Raw genomic sequence first — 22,798 nt, 5'->3', positions numbered from 1 at the left:
GCCTCCAATGGGAAAAAAGATGCCGAATTATCAAGTCATTCCATTAAAAATCCCGAGCGAAATTCCGCGTTTTTCGACCTTATCCAACTGATTATCCGTCAATTGGATTGTCCGGAACTTTTTTTGCCCAATTTCCCCGAAAATCAGCCGAGGCAATCACCCCGCCCCGAAAAGCCCGCACCAACCCCCTCCACCCATCCCGATGGAAATCATGTGGGGACAGCGGTGCCCCCCGATCTTCCGCCACTGGGGGTTCGCCCAACCCCTCTTCAATAGATCCGCTGACGACCCGGCCACGAAAACACCCCCCTGCGCGCAAGCGCTCACCCGATGGGCGGGAAACGTCCTCTCACGTAAACTTGGCCTCATCAACCATCGGCCACCTCACCCGGCCGCCAACAAACTCTCCAACCAACTTCCCTCTATGATCTATTTCCTCACCGCCCTCATCGGAATCGCCAGCTGGTACGGACCCGAACTCGAAGGTCGCCCCACCGCCTCCGGGGAGCCGTTTGACCCGGCGGCATTAACCGCCGCCTCCTGGTTCCATCCACTGGGAACGGAACTGGAGGTGACCAACCTCAACAACGGCGCCAGCGTGATCGTCCGGATCAACGACCGGGGCCCCAACCGACGACTGGGGCGTCTGATCGACCTCTCCCAGGCCAGCTTCGAGAAAATCGCGGATCTCGACCATGGCTTGGTCCAGGTCGAAGTCCGACCGGTGGCAGACGAGTGAGTGTGAAACCGGTTTTCGAGGGTGAGTGAGCTGCCGCGTCATCGGTAGGGATGGCACCCCTGCCACCCGCCGTCGCGAAGGCTCCTGGTCCCGGTGGACCGGAAGACCGCCCTCCGATTTCGCGCCCCCGGCCTGCATGATCCACGATTTCTTACCATTCCCCACCCTCGTTCCCCACCCAACTTTGCCGGGTTCCCCCATCCCCTAATTCGTCCGAAGTCGCCTCCCGCCAAAAGGTTCCTCATTTGTATCCAGAATCTGGATTCCATACTCTTAAGGGAATGCACTACTTCCGGACCATCCGATTCAGGATAGTTTGTCCTATTCCGGTTTGCTATTATCCGCAGCGTCAGTGTCGGGAACCACCTGATTGAAGGCTCGTTCTCCAACTGAAGACGCACATGAAAATCACTATTTGGGGAATCAATTACGCACCAGAGCCGACTGGCATAGGACCTTATAATACCGACCTCGCCGAGTATTGCAGCGAGCGCGGTCATGAAGTTCGGGCGGTCACCGGTTTCCCCTACTACCCGCAATGGCGTAAGCCGGAAGATGCGCGGGGCCTCCCCTATCGCCGGGAGTGGCGGAACGGCGTGGAGATCCTCCGCTGCTGGCTCTACGTCCCCCGTCGGCCCAACGCATGGAAGCGGATGGTCCATGAGGCCAGTTTCGTCTTCACCTCGTTCTGGCGTTTTCTTTCAAGTCCCCGCCCCGACGTAGCCTTGGTCGTGAGTCCGCCCTTGTTGCTCGGTGCCGCCGCCTGGCTCGGCTGCCTCCTGAAGCGTTGCCCTTACCAATTTCACGTCCAGGACATGCAACCCGACGCCGCGCTCGCCTTGGGGTTGATCAAACCTGGTCCGCTCACCGCCATTCTCTACCAACTCGAACGTTTCGCCTTCCGCGGCGCCTCAGCCATCAGCGGAATCACCCGCGGCATGTTGAAGATGTTTTCGAAAAAGGGCGTCCCCGAGGAACAGCAGTATCTCTTTCCCAATTGGATTATCCAGCGCTCCCCTGCGACGCCGACCGCAGAGAATCTGCCACACGGCGCCTTCCGTCAGGCCCATGGACTGGCCCCGGACGAATTTCTCGTCCTCTATTCGGGAAATCTCGGCAAGAAACAAGGTCTCGATATCCTCCTCGACGCAGCCAAGGAACTGGATTCAACGGCGAAAAGCCCCAAGGTGGTATTCGTCATCGCGGGCGAAGGCGCGGCCAAAGAGGAATTGCAGACCCGGATCGAGGCCGAAAATCTCCCGGTCCGCCTTCTGCCACTTCAACCAGAACCGATTTTCAAGGCGATGCTGCAGGATGCCGACCTTTGCCTCGTCACCCAACAAAAAGGCGGTGGATCCTTGTTTTTCCCCAGCAAGCTCATCACAATCCTCTCCGCCGCACGCCCCGTGGTGACCGTCGCCGACGACGACAGCGACTTGGCCAATTCAGTCAATGAAGGGAATTTCGGGCGCAATGTCCGCCCCGGAGATCCCACCGCGCTCGCCCGAGCCATCACCGCCCTCGCCTCCAACCCCAGCGAACTCACCGCCATGGCGACAGCAGGATCACGATGGATCCAACCATTCTCACGAAAAAACGTATTGGAGAATTTTCTCCAACACCTGGAAGCCAGATTCAGCGGATCACCACGGTCCGTAAACATGCTGGCCCACCCAACTGATTAGAGAATTAATGGATTCCACTAACTAAAATATACTGGATTTCCTTATAGATAATAACCGGGGGAAATATGATCTAATGAATCGTTTGCGATGAGCCAAACGGCGAGAATTAGTTGTTCACACCGAAGTTTTTTAGGTGGACACCTTCTTGTCCGTTCATTACAAATCCAGGTTCTGCCGGACCATATTTCCCATTTAAATACAAGCCAACAAATGCTCGTTAATAATCCACCAACCTATAGCAGAGGTTCTGATTCCACGAAAACTCAGACCAAGGGGTCCCGAGGTCAAATCCAGGTTTTCCTGGTCGATGATCATCCTTTGGTGCGGACGGGAATCGCCCAACTGATCAATAAGGAGGCCGATATGCACATCTGCGGCGAAGCCGAGGATGCGCCCGACGCCCTGAAGGGGATCGACATGGCCAAACCGGACGTTGTCACCGTCGACATTTCGTTGCGCGGCTACAACGGGATCGAACTGATCAAGAACATCAAGTCCCTCCATCCGGACCTTCCCATTCTGGTGCTTTCAATGCACGAAGAGGGAGTATACGCCCAACGGGCGCTCCGCGCGGGGGCTTTGGCCTATGTCATGAAACAGGAGGCCCCCGACAAGGTTCTTCTCGCGATCCGTCGGATCCTGAAGGGCGACATCTACGTCAGCGAAAAGGTGGGCGTGCAAATGTTGCATCAGATCGTCAATGGCGGGGCCAATCCGCATGGCTCCCCCGTCGATCGCCTCAGCGACCGCGAACTGGAGGTCACCCAATTGATCGGTGAAGGCCGAACCACCCGCGAAATTGCCGCCCACCTCCACGTGAGCGTCAAGACGGTCGAATCGCACCGCGCGAACATCAAGGAGAAACTCGGATTGAAGAACGGTCCGGAACTGATCAAGTTCTGCGTCCAATGGGTTGAGCATCAGGTTTCATGATCACCGCCGAAGACGAAGATGTTCCATCGACAATCACCGCGCGCGCCAGCTCCGCACTTTGTCGTCATGACGTGAAAGAAACGACGGGAATCATTCAAAACTTCCCGATCCCACGGGACACGAGCCGACCTTCGTCGGCCCATGTCTTCCTGATGCAGAATCATCCCTTGATGATTCTGGGGACCAGTTCGTTTCTCAGGGCCCAATCCGACATCCTGGTGGTCGGCTCAGCCAAGACCCCCCAGGAGGCCTTCGGATCGTTGGCCGAATGTCAACCGAACATCATCGTCTTCGAACTGTCGATCACCGGGCCGTTCGAATTCTCCCACTTGAAACGGCTCCGGCGCCTCTATCCGACGATTCCGGTTTTGGCCTATGCCTATCACGAGGAGGTCATCTTCGCCCGCCGCGCCCTCCAGGCCGGCGCGGCAGGATACCTGATGAAAGAGGCGCAGCCCGCCGAACTCGCCACCGCGATCCGGCGCATCCTCGCCGGTGAAACCTATTTATCGGAACGGGTAAAACAACGTATCGAGCGGGAGGATCGGGTCGCCCGGGAAGATCGCTCCAACGACTATCTGAATGGATCGATCGTCAATTCATTGAGCAATCGGGAACTTCAGGTTTTCCAATTTCTCGGCGATGGCCTTTCCCGCGACAGGATCCAACAGGAACTGTCCATCAGCCCGAAAACCTTAAGTGCCATTCTGAGCCGCATTCGACGAAAACTTGGGTTGAAAAGCATGGCCGCCCTGGTGACCTGCGCCTTCCATTGGGCCTATTACGAGGGCGATTTTTCCTGAAACGCTGACCCGAGTTGCTCCCCAAAGGAACTTCGTCCTTCAAAATTCGTGCTTCAGCCGTAGACCGCCGGAACAAGGGAACGAACTCCGACCGCCCCACGTCGACGACTGAAGTGAAGTGCGGCTGACGTGCGTCGCTCCCGGGAGCCCCCGGCCACGGAGAACGTCCCCCCACCCTTCGCCCGGCAAAACAACGGCGGTCGAAACGCGTCACTCCTAACCCCGGACGGGCAGCGCATATTTCGCCCCGGCGCAAAGACGGTTGCCATCCTCACCGGTTCCTTTACCGTAATCTCGGGTATTGGGCGACCGAAGAAACGTCGCACCATTCACTTACCCGTCATTCAGGCACACTTGGATCCATGGAAAACCAACTTCTCACGACCAACCGCAAGGCGCTCACGATCAATCTCGACAGCTTGAAATACGGAACACTGGCCGAGATTGGAGCCGGCCAGGAAACCGCTCGCCACTTCTTCCAAGCCGGGGGGTCGGCCGGAACCATCGCCAAATCGATCTCGGCCTATGACATGAAGTTCAGCGACGAGATTTACGGCAAGTCCGGACGTTACGTCTCCGAGGACCGCCTCTGCCGGATGCTCGAATACGAATACAGATTGCTTCACGAACGTTTGGCCGAAACCCGCGGCGAATCCTCCACCTTTTTCGCCTTCGCCAACACCGTCGCCGCCAAGAGCTATCGCGGGACCCACGAATGCCACGGTTGGCTTGGCATCCGCTTCCAAGCCGAACCGATGGGAAAACCGAGCGACATCGTTATCCACGTCCGCCTGCTCGATCCAGAAAACATCCAGCAACAACACGCCCTGGGCATTATCGGCATCAACCTCATCTACGGCGCATTCTACTTCCAGACCGAACCCGCCCGACTCATCGGTTCGCTCATGGACAACCTCACCCCGAATCGAATCGAGGTCGACCTGATTCGATTCGACGGACCCGCGTTCGCCGAAGTCGACAACCGGATTGTCAGCCTCCAACTGATCCAACAAGGCCTGACCCGGGCGGTCATGTTTTCCTCCGGCGGCGAAGTGGTCCAACCTTCCGAAGTGCTTTACAAAAAGGCCGTTTTCGTCGAACGCGGCAGCTTTCGGCCGGTCACCCATATCAACCTCGACATGCTTCATCGGGGGCTCAAACAGTTTTCCGAAGAACCGGAGGTCCAAGGCGACCAAACCGTGGTGCTGATGGAAATCACCATGCGAAATCTTCTCACCGCCGGCGGCGTCGACCCCGCCGACTTCCTCGCCCGGGTCGACATCCTCTGCGCCCTCGGTTTCAACGTCCTCATATCCGATTATCCCGAGTATTACCGTCTCGCCAGTTACTTCCGGCGCTACACCAAGGCGATGGTTGGTATCGTCCTCGGCATCAACAACCTGGTCGAGGTCCTCGATGAAAAATACTACGAACAACTCGAAGGGGGAATCCTGGAGAGTTTCGGCCGCCTCTTCCGCAACACCGTCCGCCTTTACGTGTATCCAATGCGCAGATATGTTTTGGAACAACACATCACACTCCAGGAAGCCATGGGGGAAAAGCGAAGCCCGGCCCCGCAGGATCTTGAACCCGATGAATTCGTCACCGCCGAGAATCTTCAAGTCTTCCCGCACATTCGACACCTTTACGAACACCTGAAATGCAACGAGGGCATCGTCTCAATCGAAGACTTCGACCCGAATCTGCCTGAACTCTCTTCGCCCCAGATTCTCGAACAGATTCGACAAGGAAAAAGCGACTGGGAGAAGATGGTGCCCCCGGAAGTCGCCCGCCTGGTCAAGGAGCGTCGACTTTTTGGATACGGTTCCAAATCGAACTGACCGAGTCTTTCCAGCCCGGTTCAAACCCGCGGGGCCGGACGCTCGTTCATTTGCCGATACGGTCAATCTCCTCGAGGATTCTCTCCACCGACCACCCGAGAGGAACGAGGTCGTTTTCCTTCAGCCAAGCCGGATTGAATAGCCGAGACATGTAACGCTGCGCGCCATCACACAGGACAGTCACCACTCGACTTCCTTTTCCTCCGACCAACGCCGCCTTCAACGCCCCCGCCACGTTGATTCCGCACGAGGTCCCGAGAAAAAGTCCTTCCTGATGCAGGAGATGGTAGACGAGCTCGATCAACAACCGATCGGGAATCCGGTAAGCCTCGTCGACCGGCGTTCCCTCGACATTTCGAGTTACCCGTCCCTGTCCGATTCCTTCGGCGATCGAGTCGCCGTCATCTGTATCCAAATTTCCGTTGCTAAACCACGACCACATCGAGGCTCCATATGGATCCGCGCACACAACCTTGATGTTCTTATTCTTCTCTTTAAGGAATCGAGAAGTCCCGTTGAGGGTCCCGCCCGTACCGATCGATGCAACGAAATGGGTCACTTTTCCTCCGGTTTGCTCCCATATTTCCGGGCCGGTCGTCCGATAATGAATTCGAGCGTTGGCGGTGTTGTCGAACTGGTTTGCCCAAAACGCGCCCGGAATGCTCTCCGCCAGTCGGGCGGCCACCTTGTTGTAATTTCCTTCCTCCCGGTAGGGGGCAGGCGGCACGGGGCGGACTTCCGCTCCCATCGCACGCAATAAGTCCAGTTTCTCCTGCGACTGGTTGTCGGGGATCACGATGATTGTCTTATAACCTTTCGCATTAGCCACCAAGGTCAGACCGATCCCCGTGTTTCCGGCCGTTCCCTCGACCACGGTGCCCCCCGGTTTCAATAAACCCCTCTCTTCGGCGTCCTCGATCAATCCGAGCGCCGCCCTGTCCTTCACCGAACCGCCCGGATTCAGGAATTCCGCCTTGCCGAGAATCTCACACCCGGTCGCTTCCGACAGGTGGTTCAATCGAATGAGCGGAGTGTTCCCAATGGTTCCACAGAATCCGTGACGGATAGAGTCTTTCATAAGTTTGAATCGAATGGTTAGTCGTCGAAGAGCTGATCATGCTCCGGCCAACGCCCCCAAAGGTCAAGCGTCCAGGCTGGCCCGTGAACTCCCCGGGGGCATCACACTCCCCGTTTTCCGGTATCCCGACGGGCCCAAACCGTATCCAAGGATTACGCCCGGGGGATCACCACTCGCTCCGTCGCCACCGCTCCGGTGTCTTCCTGCCATTCGAGACTCATCTCTCCGAACTGTCCGGGAGCGACATGGAAAAGCAAATACGGATTGGCCGACAGCGCCCGGTGGAATCGGGCGCTTACCACCGCCTCTCCATTCAATTCAGCACTGAAGCGTTCGAGAATCCGCTCCGGTATCACCGCTCCGTCGCTTCCTTTGCGCAATCCAGTCTCCATCGGATGATTGATCAGCGTGCGGACCTCGACCGGCTGACCACGCACTACCCGGTTCGGCGCGCGCACCCTGGCGCGCATGAAATCGGCCGCGTCGAACGAACTCCCCTGACTCAGGCAGCCGCTCACCGTCACCCGGATATCGCGCGATCCCGCCAGCCATTCCCCGCGATTGGTGCGGGCCAAAGCGACAACCGATTGCGATCCATCCAGGCGAACTCTCGTCGAGATCGACGCCTTCCCCGCCATGGGCGAAAACCGAAACTCCGCGATCTCCGGATTCGGATTACCCGTGGCGAACAGGTAGAGCGATTCGACGTAATGGTCCGTCTCCATTGGATGATCCACCCTCACGGACAGATTCACCGCGCTTCCATCCTGCGTGACGGCCGGCAGTTCGAGATGCACCGGTCCGGTCCGGGGGGAATCCCCGTTCAACATCTCGCGGACCACTTCGATCCGCTCCCACGGCGCGCGACTCTGGCCCATCGCCCCCGAAGACAACAGACCGGCGCACGTAAAAATCGCGACTACCCACGGCAGTGCTCGTTTCATGAATGGTAGAAAACGCGTCATCATCCGATAAAGGAACAGCAGAGAGCGAAATGCGCAACCCCTTATGACACCCGCAAGGGACCGCGCACCGCCAGAAAGGCCCCCGCGAAAATCGCCGCAACCGCCAGAAAGGACGGCAGCGCAAGCGTCGAAAATCCGCTCATTCCCTGACCGACCGAACAACCCAGGGCCAACGCGCCGCCGATCCCCATCATTACGCCTCCGCCCGCCGATCGTACCATATCGCCCGGTCGTTCGAAACTCCGGGTCTCAAACGCTCCCGTCGACAGCGAAACCGCCAGCGACCCGAGCAAAACCCCGCCCACCACGGCCACGCCAAACACCATCGGCGTTCCCGTCGACAACATCAGATACTGGATCGAGTCCCCGATCGGCGCCACAAACGTCAGGCTTTCCACCCGAACCGGATCGAAATCATCCGCGCCCAAATGTCCGGTCACCACCCAACCCGCCGGGATCGTCAACCCGACCACCCCCGCCCCCACGGCCTGCCAGGGATGGCGGATCAACTTCAGGCCGACGAGGGCATAAACCGACAGCCCGCCCGCGAGGAGAATGGTCGGCAGCATCCATCCTACGCCCGATGGCATTCCCCACGATTCCAGAACCCCAGGCACCGAAACCACCGGCAACCCCGGCGTAACCATCGTCGCCTCGGCGATCGTCAACCGCCACGACGCCAGAACTCCCGTCAGGGCGGCGTAAGCCGAAATCCCGAGACAAAGAAGGACGACCAGCGATCGCAAGTTTCCGTCGGGCAACAGGACCAACGCCCGAGCGCCGCACCCTCTGGCCACGATCATCCCGTATCCAAAAACCAAACCGCCCACCGGAACGAGCAACCAGGAAAACCCCGGCTGGATATAGATCGATTCCGACAAATCGACGTAACCCAACGCCGCCACAACCTGCGAACCGGCCAAGGCCACCGCCATCGCCAACAAAACCGCCCCGGCCCGTCGCGGATCCTTGTCGCGCCACCATTCACGCAATCCTCCCGAAAAACAGAACTCGATCCGCTGGCCGACCGCCCCGAAAACCAAGCCGATGCCAAACGCCGCCCATAATACCACTACGGTGTGTTCCATATCTCGAAGCCGGCAAATTTCGCGAAAATCGGATCAACCCGCCGGACGCGTCCCCCAGGTGTCCTGCGCGATCGCCGCATACCACGCTTCCGCGTAAAGCGCCTCCCTCTGGCGGAAGTCCGGTGCGGCGGCCAATGGACTCACTCCACCGGATCCCGGCACCTCCCTCAATTCGCCTTGGTGCACTTCGTAAACGCCCGCCACCGTGATCCCCCAATTCGGCGCGATCACACTGTAACAGGTGTTGGTCCAACTCGGTTCCGGCGGCTCTTCGCCCGCCAGGTCCGCCACGACCGCCCGCGCCGTCACCTTCGCCTGAGTGTTCGCCACGAAACCGGATTTCGGCATCGGCGCAGCCTCCACCGCGTCGCCGATGACATAAACCCCAGGGACCGCTTTCGACTCGAATGTCCGCGGATTCACCGGCGTCCAGCCGGTCCCGTCCACCACCCCGGTCCGTTTCGCGATTAATCCCGCTTGTTGCGGCGGAACGACGTTCAAGACCGACGCCCGGTGGATTTCGCCGAATTCGGTTTCGACCTCCAAATTCTCCGCATCGACCCGCACCACCTTTCCGTCGCTCGACCGGCCGACCCACTCGATCATCTCGCCGTAGTTTTCCCTCCAGCCTTCCATAAACAGGCCTTGTTTGGAGAAATTATCCTTCGCGTCGAGAAGCAGGATCTTCGACCGCGGCTTATGCTGCTTGAAATAATGGGCGACCATGCTCACCCGCTCATACGGCCCGGGCGGACAACGGAAAGGATTCTCCGGGGCGACCAGAATAAAGGTTCCACCATCCGGCATGTCGACCAACTGCTGCCGCAGCAAACGCGACTGCGGCCCGGGCTTCCACGCGTGAGGGGCTTTTTCCGCCGCCGCTTCGTCATACCCTTCCAGCGCCCCCCATCGGAAATCGATCCCCGGAGAGAGGATCAAGCGGTCCCATGAAAGTTGTTCTCCATTTCCGAGGGTCAGCCGCCGTCCTTCGGAATCGACATCACCCGCCAAATCATGGATCACCCGCACCCCGTAACGGTTCCGCAATTCGTCGTAACCATGGCCGAGGGTCTCGAACTCCCGCAGTCCGCCCAAATAAAGGTTGGTAAATGGGCAAGTGTAATAGCGGCGCTGGGGTTCGATCAGGACCACTTCGAGGCGGGGAGCCAGGCGTTTAAGGTACTTGGCCGCCGTCGCGCCGCCGAATCCGCCCCCGACAACGACGACACGCTGCCCCGCGCCTCCCCGGGTCGCGTAGAGCGGCATCCCGCAGGCGGCCAACAACGATCCGGCTCCCGCCAATCCCAAATACTTCAATGCCTCGCGGCGATTCATTCCCTTTGCGTTCATAGGTGCCATGTCGAGGGTTGATGGACTCATTCTCTCTCACGCGGGAGAGCGGCAAAATAACTCGCCAGCGCTTTCAATTCTTCGTCGGTGTATCCTTTGACCAGACGCGGCATCACCGTGGCCGCGGGCACTTCGCCATTCTTGAAGGCAAGCAACTGTGTCTGCAAAAACGACTCAGGCATACCGGCGATCGGCGGGATAGCCGTCCGAAGACGCCCGTCCGTCCCATGACAATTCGCGCAAGTAGCCGCAACAAGCGCGATCCTCGCCTCGAACGGGGTCTCCGCCGACGCCCCTTGCGTGGGCTCGGTCGAGCTCCGCAACGAAAGGATGAATGTCGCGCCCCCCAGGGCGATCAGGCCCACGAGAACGACTAAGCGCATAAGAACCTCCCGGATTTCCGCCGAATCACGACGGGGATAGCAGTGGCGGACTTTTTTCTCATAAGGGGCGAGCAAAGCTTTTCCCCGTAAACGGGTCAAGCCTCGGGGCTCATCGGTTCGCACGTTGGAGCGACCGGACGAGATCAATATCACCCATCACCGGGCGGCCTGGAGCGGATCCCGGCGGTTCGAACGCCAAACGAATCACCCAGCCTTCGCTCAGCCCTCCTCCAATTCGACGTTCCAATACGCCAGGTCGAGGAAGTGTTTCCACGATTCGTAGGCGGGACTTTTCAGCACGAAACTGATAAACGGACGCCACTTCGGACGATGCGGTTTTTTCAGGAGCCGCATGTGTGCCTCGTGGGGCAACCGGTTCGCCTTCCGGACGTTGCACGGCACACAGGAACAAACGATGTTTTCCCACGTGGTTTTACCTCCGTAATGTCGCGGAATCACGTGGTCGAGATTCAAATCGCTCCGGTCGAAAGTCTTGCCGCAATACTGGCACTGGTTCTTGTCCCGCTCGAAAACATTGTTGCGGGTGAACTTCACTTCCTTGCGGGGAAGTTTGTCAAACACCGTCAACAAAATGATCTGCGGCATCCGGATCCGGTGCTTCACAGTATGAACGCAATCGATCTCCTCCAACGGCGGATTTTCCCGGGAGAAGTCGATCCAATCCATCAAACTGAAAACCTGGTAACTCTCCTCGGTGGGATGAATCACCTGGGCATGTTCCTGACATAGAAGACTGAACGTTCGTTCCATGCCAATGATGTTGACTGCCTGCCAAAGGCGGTTGAGCACCAACACCTGCGATGAAATAGCCGATTCCATAGCAATTGCCGGAATTGAAAGCAGGTGCCGTGCCTATGTCAAACGCTTCTTCGCGGGAAAGTGCCGCCGCTATTTCATTTGGCCGTTTTGTTGGAGTCCCGGCTTCAGCCGGTCTTCACGCACGGAATCGCTTTTCCAGACGGACCGCATAAATGCGGAACTCCAACAACGTGGCGGAGCATCAAACAACCCGATCCGCTTCAACCGAGCAAATCTTTCACCCGGACCACCTCCCCGGTGCGGATCGATTCGTTGGCGGCGATGCCGACGATCGCCGACGCCACCCCTTCTTCGAAATTCGCGCCGCGGTGATACGGATCGGCGGGAGCTTCGGGATTAAAGATGTCGCGGATGATCAATGGATCGCCGCCGCCATGGCCCCCTTTAGCTTCAGGAATCGGCACTTCATACGGTTTGCCGAACAACGGCCTGACCGTGATCCGCTCCACTTTCTGCCGGTCTTGCTCATGGGCGAGTTCGCTGTCGCTCTGGCCCTTGATGACGTGACCGGTCGCCCAGGTTTCCAATTCGATCCGGCCTTTCTCCCCGGTGAAACTGATTTTGCCCCCTTCATACGGGCTGAACGCGTTCAGACTGTAGCTGAGCTGGACGCCGTCGGTGTATTTGACGACCAATGACATCGAATCGTAAATATCGATGTGATCGCCGAAGACATTGCGGTCCCGGATGTATCCGCTCTCTTTCTCCGCATCGACATACAAATCGACCAACGTCTGCTCCCCCCGCATGTCGATGAAAAACGGGTCTTTGCGATCCCCTTCGCCAAGATAGCGACCGTAACGGGTCCGCTCCTCTTCGCCCCGCGCGATGGCGTTCTCCTTGCCGTAGAACGCCAACCGACCGGAGGCGTAAACGCTCTCGGGAACCGCCCCGAGCCACCAATTGATCAAGTCGAATTGGTGGGTCGCCTTGTGAACCAGCAAACCGCCGGAATTCTCCAGTTTCGCATGCCAGCGCCGGAAATAGTCGGCTCCATGGTAGATATCCAGCACATGGTCGTAGTTGACGTGCAAAACCTTACCGATGACCCCTTCCCGCAGCAATTCATACACCTTAGTCGCCACCGCCGCCCACCGGTAGTTGAACGTGACCCGCACGCTCCGACCGGTCCGTCGAACCGCTTCCTGAATGGCCCGGCACTTCTCCGCGTCGATGGTCAACGGCTTCTCACAAATCACATCGCAACCGCGCTCGACGCTGCGAATGATGTAATCATGGTGGGTCGAATCCATGGTGCAGACGATCACCGCATCCGGTTTTTGCTCGTCCAACATCCGGTCGAACTCGTCGGCTCCATATCCGGCCACATCCGGGTAATCAAACCGCTCGCGCAACCGCTTCCGATGATAATCAACCCGAGTCCGACTCAGATCACAGATCCCGCGAAGCTCCGCGACCTCCCGGTAATCCCCGGCGATCGGATCGAGAAACATGACGGCGCGCCCACCCGCGCCCACGATTACATAAGATTTCCTGGCCATATCGATACGGTAAAACAGTTTCGTTCTCCAGACTGCCGGACAATTTGCCATAAACAACCGACACTTGTTCAATAGTTGAACAAACCGGGATCCCGAACATCCTCAACCGGTCCCCAACTCGATTTAAAGACCGGCTGAAGCCGGGACTCCAACGAAGCAGCCACTCCTCAGCCGCACGGTCTTCACCTAAAGAACGAAGCTCCTACTTCAGCTTCAGCCGTCGCAACCGCAATCCGGGAATACGAATCCGTCTTCATCGATCCGGACCGAAGGAGCGATCGCCACCCAACTCGTCTTCCCGCCGTCCGACAGGGACGCCCCTTTCGCCAGCAAACGTCCGTTCTCGTCCACCCGCACTGTCGTTCCGGGAAAAATCCGTCCGAACGAACCGACTTTCGCTGCGGTCTCCGTAGGCGATGCATGGGCCGGCGGTCCGGGAAAATTTCCGCCGAGAACCCATCCTTCGATCGCATCCGCGTAAAGGGTGAATCGATCGTCCCCCGCGGCCAAGGGTGCGGTCCCCATCACAAACTTCCGAGACCCTTTCGCCCCTTGCCGCTCTTGCCCCTCATCCCTTTGGGTTGCCAATATAACCGTGGAATCCCGCCCGACTCCCACGAGATCTTCCCCCAAACACCACCGCCGTCCGGCCGTCGGTCGCAACATCGGTAACCAAACGCCAACAATCCCACCGACACTTGCGGCCGGATCGAGATGACACCGCACCCGGTCGTCCGGAAACAGAAAATTCACCGTTCCGAGCTGCTCCACCGCCGCCATCACGTTCCGATGAGAGAAACAGATCGGCTTCCCGTTTCCGGTGAATCGAATCGCCTCCCGATCTCCACCGGTTCGCGAGGCGCCGATCAGTCGGGCGACGACTTTCCCCGGCAGAAGGTAAATCAAGCCGATCCAAATCCCAACGCTCCCTCCGGCCTCCTTCCAATCCCGATCCCAATCAACCTTCCGCACCTTCCCAACGTCGCCCTTCGGCAAAACCACCGGAACTTTTCCCGCCAACGTCACCGCCAAATTCGCCGCGACATGCCGGAGATCCGACCTCGCCTCCCAGCCGATTGACGGCTCCGGCATGGTTTTCCGAATACGGCGGGCCACTACGATCGCCGTCGCCAGGAGACGTCCGTCGGTCCACGTCCGTTTTCCGTCAGTCCACCGCCGCCGCCACGGCCGATGGGCCAACATCAGCACCGCCCGGCGACCGATGTTTTCGTTCAACGACGGGCGACGGGCGAACGCCTCCGCGCCGAGATCGCAAAGCGATCGCCGGGTCCGGACGAGCAGGTCTTCGTCCGGCGGAAGGACCGAACCGATCCCCACCCGCAGCGGCGTCCGCCACGGCAAGCCTCGTTTCCCCAAAAACCGGTTTCCGGCATAGGAATAGACCGATCCCCACACGCCGTCGACATACGCCGGCTGAACCACACAACCCGCTTGTCCGGCAAGCACCTTGAAGCCGGGTTTCATGCGTCCGAGAAAACCGGTCTGACTCAATTGGCCTTCGGGAAACATGCAGACCACCGCCCCTTCCTGGAGCTTCGCGATCACTTGACGGAACGCCCCGCGCGGATTCCGCGGCTGGATCGACACCACCCCCATCATCCGCATGAACCAACCGAGCCACCAGATGCGGAAGAGGTATTCGTTCGCCACAAAGTAGATGAATCTTGGATACGCCGCCTGCAACAAAAGGACGTCGACGAATGAGAGGTGGTTACCGACCAACATCACCGGTCCTTTCCGGGGAACGTTTTCCGTGCCAAATGCGGACACCGAATACACCAGCCGGACCACCAGGTAGAGCAGACCACGGAATAACAGCGCCGGCACAAACCAGCGGTTTCTTGGAGGAAGGACCTGCCGCATCACTCCTCCGCCACCGTCACGTCTCCGTCCCCTTCAACGCGGCGAACACGGCCCGCAACCGGTCGTGGTCCTTCTGTCCGGGAGCCGCTTCCACTCCGCTGTTGACGTCGACCGCCGCCGCTCCGCTCGCTTCGACCGCCGCCACCACGTTCGACGGATCGAGCCCCCCGGCAAGGATCCACCGTTTTTCCGGATGGCGTTCCGACCACTCCCGAAAGCGCCCCCAGTCTCCCGTCGCCCCGCTTCCACCGAAACCGTCCGACCGGTAGGTATCGATCAAAAACGTATCCGCAACCGGCAACAACCGCTCCGGAAACGGCTCGCCCGGCGCAATCCGCGGCGCGAGCCAGAGTTTCTCCCGGGATACCGTTTCAGCCCACTCCTCCGCCAAACGCCCGCCTTCCTCCGCCGCGAAATGCAGTTGGAAATAATCGAACCCTTCGTCAACCGCCCGCGCCAATTCTTCCCTTTCCGGACGAACCTGCACATAAACTTTCTTCACCGGACCCAGTCCGTCGGCCAAGGTCCGGTATGCATCCGCCCCGATACACCGGGGAGATTTCGGGTAAAAAATGAAGCCGAGAAATCCCGCCCCGAGACGAACCGCCAGTTCGGCGTCCGGACGCCGGGTGATTCCGCAAACCTTGATTTCGACTCGTGAAAGTGCGCTCATCCTAATTATCAAAGCCGTTCGAACTCCGGCTCCCGGGGATGCCGCCCTTTCAGGGCTGACGTATCAATTTGGACTAATCCCCAGGGCGTTGCCCTGGGCTGTTGGATTTCGCCCCTTCGGGGCTTAAGGCGCACACCCGATTCCCCCGGATGTCGCCCTTTCAGGGCTGACGTGTCAATTTGGACTAATCCCCAGGGCGTTGCCCTGGGCTGTTGGATTTCGCCCCTGCGGGGCTGAAGACGCACACCCGATTCCCCCGGATGTCGCCCTTTCAGGGCTGACGTGTCAATTTGGACTAATCCCCAGGACGTTGCCCTGGGCTGTTGGATTTCGCCCCTGCGGGGCTGAAGGCGCATGCGGAGGGTCCTCTTCATTTCTTCCGCTGCTCGTCCACCGAATCCCCCGCCTTCACCAGGGCTTCCACCAGGGAATCGAGGTTCTGTTGCTCGGCCTCGACCGCGACCCGGATTCCATGCTCCGTCAACTTCCCGCTGGTAATCGGTCCCAAGCTGGCCGCTTTGGGCGGCACGGCGTTAGGGGCCAACTTCAACGACGCCAGCTGTTTCACGAACGAGGTCACCGCCGAGGAACTGGTGAATACGATCCAATCGGCCCCGGCCTCCCGGAAATCCGCCACCACCGGATTTTCCTCCAACGCCGCCAGCTCGGTCCGGTAAACCGGCAACTCGTCGACGATGGCCCGGGCGTTCTGTAGTTGATCCACCAATACCCTTCGATTGCGATTACCGGTCACCACCAAAACCTTCGCGCTGTCGAGACTGTCGGTGGCGATCAGCGCTTCCGCCATCCCTTCGGCGATCGACTTTTCCGCGACCAACTCCACCGCGATCCGGTGTGACTCGATCTCCCGCGCCGTCGCCGTGCCGATCGCCGCGAAACGGACTCCCCCAAGCGCCCGAATGTCGGGATACCGCCGATTGAATTCCTCGAAAAAGTGGCGCACGCCATTGGCGCTGGTGAAAACAATCCATTCGTATCCCCAGAACTCGGCGAAAACTTCGTCGGCGGTCGCGGCATCGACATCCGCCGTGACCGTGACCAACGGGATTTCCAACACCTCCGCCCCGAGCAGTTCGAGCTTCTCCCGAAGTTGGCCCGCCCCCTCCTGATTGCGGGTCACCACCACCCGCCGACCGAACAACGGCCGGTTCTCGAACCACCGCAATCCTTCGTTTCGCGCGGCCACTTCGCCGATCAAGACGATCGCGGGCGAGGTCAGCTTCTTCGCGGCGACTTCCTCGGGCAAACGGCCCACCGTCGAGAAAAGGCTGCGCTGCCGGGGCAGGGTCGCCCATTGAACCACCGCCGCCGGAGTTTCGGGATTCATTCCGCCCGCCAGCAGTTCGCCGACGATCTCCGTCAAACGGCCCATCCCCATGTAAATGCAAAGCGTCGCGTCCAGCCGGGCGAACTCCCGCCATTTCACCGCGAGCCGTTTTTTCTCCGGATCCTCGTGACCGGTCAGAAAGATGAGCGAAGAACTGGTGTTCCGATGGGTCAGCGGGATCCCGGCATAGACCCCGGCCGCCACCCCGGCGGTGATCCCGGGCACGACCTCGAAGAGAATCCCGTCGGCCGCCAAGGCCATCGCCTCTTCTCCGCCGCGGCCGTAAATGTAGGGATCGCCCCCTTTCAGCCGAACGACCTCCTTCCCTTCTTTCGCCTTCGCGACCAGGATCTTCTCGATCTCCGTCTGCGGCACCGAGTGGAATCCCGACTTCTTACCGACATAAATCCGCTCGCAATCAGGTCGGCATCCATCGAGCAAACCGGGGTGAATCAAATAATCATAAACCACCGCATCGGCCCGTTCGAGAAGTTCTCTCGCCCGCACCGTGATCAATCCCGGATCCCCGGAACCGGCCCCGACCAAATAAACCCGACCTCTTTTTCCAGCAGTCGCCATCACAGAAGCCCCTCCACGATGGTGTCGATCGCCGGACCGATTTCCTCCGGTTTCAAATCCGGAAGACAGACCCGCCGATACCCGGTCTTTTCATGAAAGATCTCCAACGCTCCATCGGAAAAATGGGCGGCGAAAGCGGCATGACACCCCCCGCCCAATTTCGAGAGAAACGTCCGCTCGACCGTCACCGCCAAACGGGTCGGTTCATCAAGAAACCGCCGGAATTTTTCGGTCTCCGCCGCGCGGCATTGGACCGCGACCGCGCCCTGACCGACCGCCGGCACCATCTCTTCGGTCGAGAAGGTGCGAAACACCACCCCGGGCCAGGCGTCGATCTTCAACCGGTCCAATCCGGCCCGAGCCAAGACGGTGCCGTCCGCCTCACCATCGGCGATCTTGCGCAAACGGGTTTCGACATTTCCACGGATTTCCCGCCACTCGACTCCCGCAAAGATCCGGGCCGCCTGAGCCCGCCGCCGGGGGCTTCCGGTCGCGAGGAGCGCGGGAGTCGCAACTCCCTCCCGCAAAACCAGGACATCGCGCGGATCGTCGCGCGGCAGAAATCCGGCCAGCGCCAACTCCTCGCTGATGTCGGTCGGCAAATCCTTGGAACTGTGCATCGCCAGATCCGCCTCTCCCCGAAGCAGCGCCTCCTCCAACTCACTGGTGAAAAGTCCCTTGCCTCCCTCCTTCTCCAACGACCAATCCCGTTGCCGGTCTCCGGTAGTCGAAAGCTGGAGCATTTCGAATTCGACGCCGGGCATCTGACGGCGCAAGTGCTGGATCACCATCTCCGTCTGCGCCAAAGCAAGCGGACTTTTTCGGGTGGCAATGATCAATTTCTGGTCGGACACGGTATGAATCTCTCTGGAAGTGAAGAATCCAGAAGAAGAACCCCGAATCCCCCCTGGGGCAAGCGGATTGCGATGAGAGGAAGACGGAGGACGACAAAATCATGGGTGGCAAAATCATTCCTTTGAACCGCAAGCCCCTGTTCGCAAATGATTTTCCCAACAATGATTCTGCCAGTCACTCCAACTTCGCTTCCCTTCGTTCCCTTCTGTGAAACGACCCCGACGCGAAAAAGGGGACGGCTTTCGGCCGTCCCCTTCATAAAACGTGATTTAAAATCCGCTTGTTCTTAACTGAAAGAAGCTTGGACGCCTTTCAGGTTGCGCTTGGCGACCCACGGCATCAGCCCGCGGAGGCGTTGACCGGTCTTTTCGATCTGGTGCTTTTCGCCTTCCTTCAGAAGTTGCTTGTAGTTCTTGAGTCCGCCCTTGTATTCGGCGACCCATTCCTTGGTGAACTTGCCGCTCTGGATTTCCTTCAGGATTTGTTGCATCGCCTTCTTGGTCTGCGCGGTGATGACACGCGGGCCGCGGGTGATGTCGCCGTATTTGGCGGTTTCGGAAATCGAGAAACGCATCCCGGCGATGCCGGACTCGTTCATCAGGTCGACGATCAGCTTCAATTCGTGCAAGCACTCGAAGTAAGCCATTTCCGGCTGGTAACCGGCTTCGACCAGAACCTCGAACCCGGCTTGGACCAATGCCGAGGCACCGCCGCAAAGAACCGCTTGTTCGCCGAAGAGATCGGTTTCGGTCTCTTCCTTGAAGGTGGTTTGCAAGACTCCGGCGCGGGTCGAACCGACTCCCTTGGCCCAGGCCAAGGCGATCTTCTTCGCCTTCTTGGTCGCGTCGTTGTGCACCGCGATGATCGCCGGAACGCCTTTGCCTTCCTTGTATTGGCTGCGAACCACGTGGCCGGGGCCCTTCGGAGCGACCATGATCACATCAACGTCGTCGGCGGTCTTGATCAGACCGTAATGAATCGCCAAACCGTGGCTGAACAAGAGGCACTTGCCGGCGCTGAGGTTGGGAGCGATGTCCTTTTCATAGACGTCGGCCTGGACCATGTCGGGTACGCCGACCATGATGACATCGGCCTCCTTCACGGCTTCCGCCGTGTCGAACACCTTGAAACCGAGCTTTTCCGCGACCGGTCTCGATTTGCTTTTTGGATACAATCCGATAATGACGTTGCAACCGCTCTCCTTCAAATTGAGGGCATGGGCGTGTCCCTGCGAGCCAAAGCCGATGACGGCGAGCGTCTTCCCTTTGAACTGCGACAAGTCTGCATCTTTATCTGTATATACTTTAGCTGGCATAAGGTTCCTTGTGATTCTTGCGGTGCAAAAAAATGATGGGTGGATTCAGCGGCTGAGGGCCAATTTTCCGGTGCGGGCCATGTCTTGAATTTCGTAGGGTTCAAGCAGACCGAGGAAAGCATTGATTTTGCCGTCGTCGCCGGTGATTTCAACGATCATCGAGTCGGAGCTGACGTTGATGATTTTCGCCCGGAAAATGTCGCAGACCTGGATCAGTTCCGAGCGGGACTTCGCGTCGACGCCGATTTTAACCAAAACGAGTTCCCGGTCGACCGCCTGGGCGTCGTTAAAATCGCGGACTTCGACGACGTTGATCAATTTGCGGAGTTGTTTGGTGATCTGGTCGAGGACCTTGTCGTCTCCGCGAACCACTACGGTGATACGGGAAAGGGAAGGATCATGCGTCGGAGCGACGTTGAGCGTGTCGATGTTGAAGCCGCGACCGCTGAACATCCCGGCGACGCGCGCCAAAACGCCAAACTGATTCTCGACTAATACGGATAATGTATGCCTCATGACCTGAAAATGGTGGACGGCGAGGGATTCGAACCCCCGACCCCCTCGGTGTAAACGAGATGCTCTAACCAGCTGAGCTAGCCGTCCGGAAAAACGTCAAACTAAGAGCCATGCGGTTGGCGATAGCAAGAACAAATTTGCCCCCGCGCACGGCTCCCGACAGGGCTTTTTCATCTGGCCGATACCCCCCCTTCCGCGGCGGAGTGATCCTTACCCGAATAACTTCGCCGATCTTCGTTGGAGTTCCGCCTTTATGCGGTACCTCCTGAAAAGACCGCCCAAAGGCGGAACTCCAACAAAACCCTCCTTCTTCCGGGTATTCCGCGTATGCCGTAGTCTCCTCTCCCCCCACTGCCCGCGAACCGACGCCCCCATCGGTAAAAACCTCAGGCCCGGTTGCGACTTTTCCGGCTTGTGCGGGTTCATCCCTATAGGCAGAAACGAGTCTGTCCGGTTTCGTCGAACCTTTTCATTTTATCCACTTCTTGAGAAATCCATTACTTTCATTGTTCCCGCCGGTCCGGCTGGGGCTGATCGGAATGCTCGCCTTGATCAGCGGTTGCTCCACCGCCTATCACCGCGAAAAAGCCGATGAGGAGATGTATGATATTTTGCGCCAGCGCGAAAAGGAGGTGTTCGGCGAGGAGATGGGGTGGCGGATCGAAACCGATTACTCCGAACGCGATCCGGCCGAGATTCCGGCCGACGAGATCGTCGAGGGCCGCCTGACCGAAGGGGAAATTTCCCTCACCCTCAGCGAGGCTCTGGAGATGGCGATCCGCAACAGCCGGGAATTCCAGACCCGCCGTGAAAACCTCTTCCTCGCCGCCCTCGAATATAGCCGCCAACATCACCGGTTCCGCCCGCGTTTCTTCGGTTCGGCCGACGTCAGCGCCACCCGCACCGCCGACGGCGAACGTCGTGGCAACGTCTCCGGCCAAACCGGCGTTTCCCAGCTCCTCCAGACCGGCGGCGAGATCGGAGCGGCGGTCTCCACCGACATCCTCCGTTTTTTCACCGGCGATCCACGCCGCACCACCACCACCTTGATCTCCCTCGACATCGTCCAACCGCTGCTGCGCGGGGCCGGACGCGACATCGTCGCGGAAAACCTCACCCAAGCCGAACGCGAGGTCATTTACGAGATCCGGGCTTTCTCCCAGTTCCAACAGGCCTTCGCCGTCCGCATCGTCGGCAATTACCTCCGGCTGATCCAGCAGCAGGACACCGTCCGCAACGAATACAACACCTACCAAAACCTGATCCGCGGCCGCGAACGAGTCGAAGCGCTCGCCTTCGACCGGGCGAGCGAACTCCAGGCCGACCAGGCCCGCCAGGACGAGTTGCGGGCCCGCAGCCGCTACATTTTCGCGGTCGAGGATTACCTGAACTCCCTCGACCAATTCAAACTGGAGCTCCGCATCCCTCCCGGCTACGAACTCGCCCTCGACGACCAACCGTTGCGCGACCTCGAAAACGCCGGCTTGATCCCGGTCCCTTACACCGAGGCCGAAGCCCTGCAAATCGCCCTCGCCACCCGACTCGATCTCCTGAATGAGATCGACCGCTTCGAGGACGCCAAACGGCGGATCGCCGTGACCGCCAATCAACTCAAACCGGGACTCAATCTCTTCGGCGGCGTCTCCCTCCAATCCGATCCCGACGACTACACCCGTTTCGATCTCAACAACTACCGCGCCGACGTCGGCCTCGCGCTCGATCTTCCGTTCGACCGCCGCATCCAGCGCAACAACTACCGCCAATCGATCATCGCCTTCGAACGCCAGCTCCGCACCCTCGGCCTCGCCATCGACCAGACCCGCAACGATCTGCGCCAGGGCCTCCGGGGTCTTTCTCAAGCCGAGCAAAACTACGCCATCCAGCGCCGCGCGGTCGATCTGGCCGACCGCCGCCTCGACGCCGCCCAACTGCTCCTGCGGGCCGGCAACGCCGAGGTCCGCGACGTCCTCGAAGCCGAGGCGGCCCAGCTCCAGGCCCGCAACGCCCTCACCCGTTCGTTGATCGATTACCACATCGGCCGCTACGCCTTCCTCCGCGACCTCGGCATCCTCGAGACCGACGAAGAAGGGCTCTGGATCCGCGAAGACCTCGCCTACCGGACCGACGACACTCCCGACGGCCCCCCGGAACGCCGCTTGCAAACCGACGCCCCGGTCATCACTCCCGACGAACTTTTCCGCCGGTCATAACTCGAAAACCAGACTTGAACACGGTCCTGCAACTCCTAATCACCACGAATGAAAATTTTAATGTTCAACGGAAATCCCCAGCGTTACTCGCTGCCCCACTCAAACCCACTAATTAGTGTTTATTAGTGATTATTAGTGGTTAACCCACCGGCATTCCGACATCCACCGGAACGATTTCACGATCCATCGTTCTTAATCCCATAACGCATCC

At 59.1% G+C, this 22,798-nt stretch carries 19 protein-coding genes and 1 tRNA gene; 6 read left to right on the top strand and 14 right to left on the bottom strand.

The genetic code is table 11. From position 1 onward, the window contains the following. Nucleotides 1–424 precede the first annotated feature (424 nt). From ACWUI2_RS13545 to ACWUI2_RS13525, 5 genes are all read left to right on the top strand, one after another. Nucleotides 425–739, top strand: coding sequence for a septal ring lytic transglycosylase RlpA family protein (locus ACWUI2_RS13545; RefSeq protein ID WP_486983385.1), 315 nt, complete (start codon nt 425–427; stop codon nt 737–739). A gap of 401 nt (nt 740–1,140) precedes the next feature. Then, entirely contained in the window at nt 1,141–2,424 is a 1,284-nt protein-coding gene (locus ACWUI2_RS13540; protein ID WP_486983384.1) for a WcaI family glycosyltransferase, read from the top strand. Between the two features lie 288 nt (nt 2,425–2,712). After that, nucleotides 2,713–3,357, top strand: coding sequence for a response regulator (locus tag ACWUI2_RS13535; protein ID WP_486985065.1), 645 nt, complete (start codon nt 2,713–2,715; stop codon nt 3,355–3,357). Further along, entirely contained in the window at nt 3,354–4,160 is an 807-nt protein-coding gene (locus ACWUI2_RS13530) for a response regulator (RefSeq protein WP_486983383.1), read from the top strand. The genes ACWUI2_RS13535 and ACWUI2_RS13530 overlap by 4 nt, the downstream gene beginning before the upstream one ends. A 362-nt stretch (nt 4,161–4,522) precedes the next feature. Beyond that, a complete protein-coding gene (locus ACWUI2_RS13525; protein WP_486983382.1) occupies nt 4,523–6,001 on the top strand; it encodes a TonB-dependent receptor in 1,479 nt (492 codons plus the stop codon). Nucleotides 6,002–6,047: 46 nt separating this feature from the next. Here ACWUI2_RS13525 and ACWUI2_RS13520 read toward each other — a convergent pair whose 3' ends face one another. From ACWUI2_RS13520 to ACWUI2_RS13455, 14 genes are all read right to left on the bottom strand, one after another. Continuing rightward, on the bottom strand, nt 6,048–7,079 hold the full coding sequence (locus ACWUI2_RS13520; RefSeq protein WP_486983381.1) for a cysteine synthase A: 1,032 nt from the start codon (nt 7,077–7,079) through the stop codon (nt 6,048–6,050). Between the two features lie 152 nt (nt 7,080–7,231). Next, nucleotides 7,232–8,023 (bottom strand): thiosulfate oxidation carrier complex protein SoxZ, encoded by a 792-nt coding sequence (soxZ, locus tag ACWUI2_RS13515; RefSeq protein ID WP_486983380.1) that lies wholly within the window; start codon nt 8,021–8,023, stop codon nt 7,232–7,234. Between the two features lie 62 nt (nt 8,024–8,085). Beyond that, nucleotides 8,086–9,132 (bottom strand): YeeE/YedE family protein, encoded by a 1,047-nt coding sequence (locus ACWUI2_RS13510; protein ID WP_486983379.1) that lies wholly within the window; start codon nt 9,130–9,132, stop codon nt 8,086–8,088. 33 nt (nt 9,133–9,165) lie between these two features. Continuing rightward, nucleotides 9,166–10,482 (bottom strand): FCSD flavin-binding domain-containing protein, encoded by a 1,317-nt coding sequence (locus ACWUI2_RS13505; protein ID WP_486985064.1) that lies wholly within the window; start codon nt 10,480–10,482, stop codon nt 9,166–9,168. Between the two features lie 26 nt (nt 10,483–10,508). Further along, nucleotides 10,509–10,865, bottom strand: coding sequence for a c-type cytochrome (locus ACWUI2_RS13500; RefSeq protein WP_486983378.1), 357 nt, complete (start codon nt 10,863–10,865; stop codon nt 10,509–10,511). 219 nt (nt 10,866–11,084) lie between these two features. Beyond that, on the bottom strand, nt 11,085–11,705 hold the full coding sequence (locus tag ACWUI2_RS13495) for an HNH endonuclease (RefSeq protein WP_486983377.1): 621 nt from the start codon (nt 11,703–11,705) through the stop codon (nt 11,085–11,087). A 200-nt stretch (nt 11,706–11,905) separates the two neighbouring features. Then, nucleotides 11,906–13,207 (bottom strand): Gfo/Idh/MocA family oxidoreductase, encoded by a 1,302-nt coding sequence (locus ACWUI2_RS13490; protein WP_486983376.1) that lies wholly within the window; start codon nt 13,205–13,207, stop codon nt 11,906–11,908. A gap of 213 nt (nt 13,208–13,420) precedes the next feature. After that, a complete protein-coding gene (locus ACWUI2_RS13485; RefSeq protein ID WP_486983375.1) occupies nt 13,421–15,055 on the bottom strand; it encodes a 1-acyl-sn-glycerol-3-phosphate acyltransferase in 1,635 nt (544 codons plus the stop codon). 52 nt (nt 15,056–15,107) lie between these two features. Next, a complete protein-coding gene (locus tag ACWUI2_RS13480) occupies nt 15,108–15,764 on the bottom strand; it encodes a phosphoribosylanthranilate isomerase (protein ID WP_486983374.1) in 657 nt (218 codons plus the stop codon). A gap of 370 nt (nt 15,765–16,134) precedes the next feature. Further along, complete coding sequence (gene cobA, locus ACWUI2_RS13475) at nt 16,135–17,691, bottom strand: uroporphyrinogen-III C-methyltransferase (protein ID WP_486983373.1); 1,557 nt, start codon at nt 17,689–17,691, stop codon at nt 16,135–16,137. Beyond that, entirely contained in the window at nt 17,691–18,545 is an 855-nt protein-coding gene (gene hemC / locus ACWUI2_RS13470) for a hydroxymethylbilane synthase (RefSeq protein WP_486983372.1), read from the bottom strand. Before hemC ends, cobA begins: the two co-directional genes overlap by 1 nt. A 287-nt stretch (nt 18,546–18,832) precedes the next feature. Continuing rightward, nucleotides 18,833–19,861: a ketol-acid reductoisomerase gene (gene ilvC, locus ACWUI2_RS13465; protein ID WP_486983371.1), complete on the bottom strand. Its 1,029-nt coding sequence runs from the start codon at nt 19,859–19,861 to the stop codon at nt 18,833–18,835. Nucleotides 19,862–19,906: 45 nt separating this feature from the next. After that, nucleotides 19,907–20,377, bottom strand: coding sequence for an acetolactate synthase small subunit (gene ilvN, locus ACWUI2_RS13460; protein WP_486983370.1), 471 nt, complete (start codon nt 20,375–20,377; stop codon nt 19,907–19,909). A gap of 10 nt (nt 20,378–20,387) precedes the next feature. After that, a tRNA-Val gene (locus ACWUI2_RS13455) sits at nt 20,388–20,464 on the bottom strand. Nucleotides 20,465–20,862: 398 nt separating this feature from the next. Between ACWUI2_RS13455 and ACWUI2_RS13450 the strand changes: the two genes are divergently transcribed. Then, entirely contained in the window at nt 20,863–22,587 is a 1,725-nt protein-coding gene (locus ACWUI2_RS13450; RefSeq protein ID WP_486983369.1) for a TolC family protein, read from the top strand. Nucleotides 22,588–22,798: the final 211 nt, after the last annotated feature.

The organism is Verruconatronum alginivorum, assembly GCF_056590205.1.
The sequence above is the reverse complement of the archived record's forward strand: the minus strand, read 5'-3'. Positions and strand labels throughout refer to the sequence as shown.

Bases quoted from the DNA above. Each gene is read 5' to 3' on its own strand.
- ACWUI2_RS13495 (WP_486983377.1), bottom strand. From the start codon at position 11,705: ATGGAATCGGCTATTTCATCGCAGGTGTTGGTGCTCAACCGCCTTTGG.
- ACWUI2_RS13520 (WP_486983381.1), bottom strand. From the start codon at position 7,079: ATGAAAGACTCTATCCGTCACGGATTCTGTGGAACCATTGGGAACACT.
- ACWUI2_RS13505 (WP_486985064.1), bottom strand. From the start codon at position 10,482: ATGAACGCAAAGGGAATGAATCGCCGCGAGGCATTGAAGTATTTGGGA.
- ACWUI2_RS13525 (WP_486983382.1), top strand. From the start codon at position 4,523: ATGGAAAACCAACTTCTCACGACCAACCGCAAGGCGCTCACGATCAAT.
- ilvN (WP_486983370.1), bottom strand. From the start codon at position 20,377: ATGAGGCATACATTATCCGTATTAGTCGAGAATCAGTTTGGCGTTTTG.
- ilvC (WP_486983371.1), bottom strand. From the start codon at position 19,861: ATGCCAGCTAAAGTATATACAGATAAAGATGCAGACTTGTCGCAGTTC.
- ACWUI2_RS13510 (WP_486983379.1), bottom strand. From the start codon at position 9,132: ATGGAACACACCGTAGTGGTATTATGGGCGGCGTTTGGCATCGGCTTG.
- ACWUI2_RS13480 (WP_486983374.1), bottom strand. From the start codon at position 15,764: ATGAGCGCACTTTCACGAGTCGAAATCAAGGTTTGCGGAATCACCCGG.
- ACWUI2_RS13500 (WP_486983378.1), bottom strand. From the start codon at position 10,865: ATGCGCTTAGTCGTTCTCGTGGGCCTGATCGCCCTGGGGGGCGCGACA.
- ACWUI2_RS13540 (WP_486983384.1), top strand. From the start codon at position 1,141: ATGAAAATCACTATTTGGGGAATCAATTACGCACCAGAGCCGACTGGC.
- ACWUI2_RS13530 (WP_486983383.1), top strand. From the start codon at position 3,354: ATGATCACCGCCGAAGACGAAGATGTTCCATCGACAATCACCGCGCGC.
- cobA (WP_486983373.1), bottom strand. From the start codon at position 17,691: ATGGCGACTGCTGGAAAAAGAGGTCGGGTTTATTTGGTCGGGGCCGGT.
- soxZ (WP_486983380.1), bottom strand. From the start codon at position 8,023: ATGAAACGAGCACTGCCGTGGGTAGTCGCGATTTTTACGTGCGCCGGT.
- ACWUI2_RS13490 (WP_486983376.1), bottom strand. From the start codon at position 13,207: ATGGCCAGGAAATCTTATGTAATCGTGGGCGCGGGTGGGCGCGCCGTC.
- ACWUI2_RS13545 (WP_486983385.1), top strand. From the start codon at position 425: ATGATCTATTTCCTCACCGCCCTCATCGGAATCGCCAGCTGGTACGGA.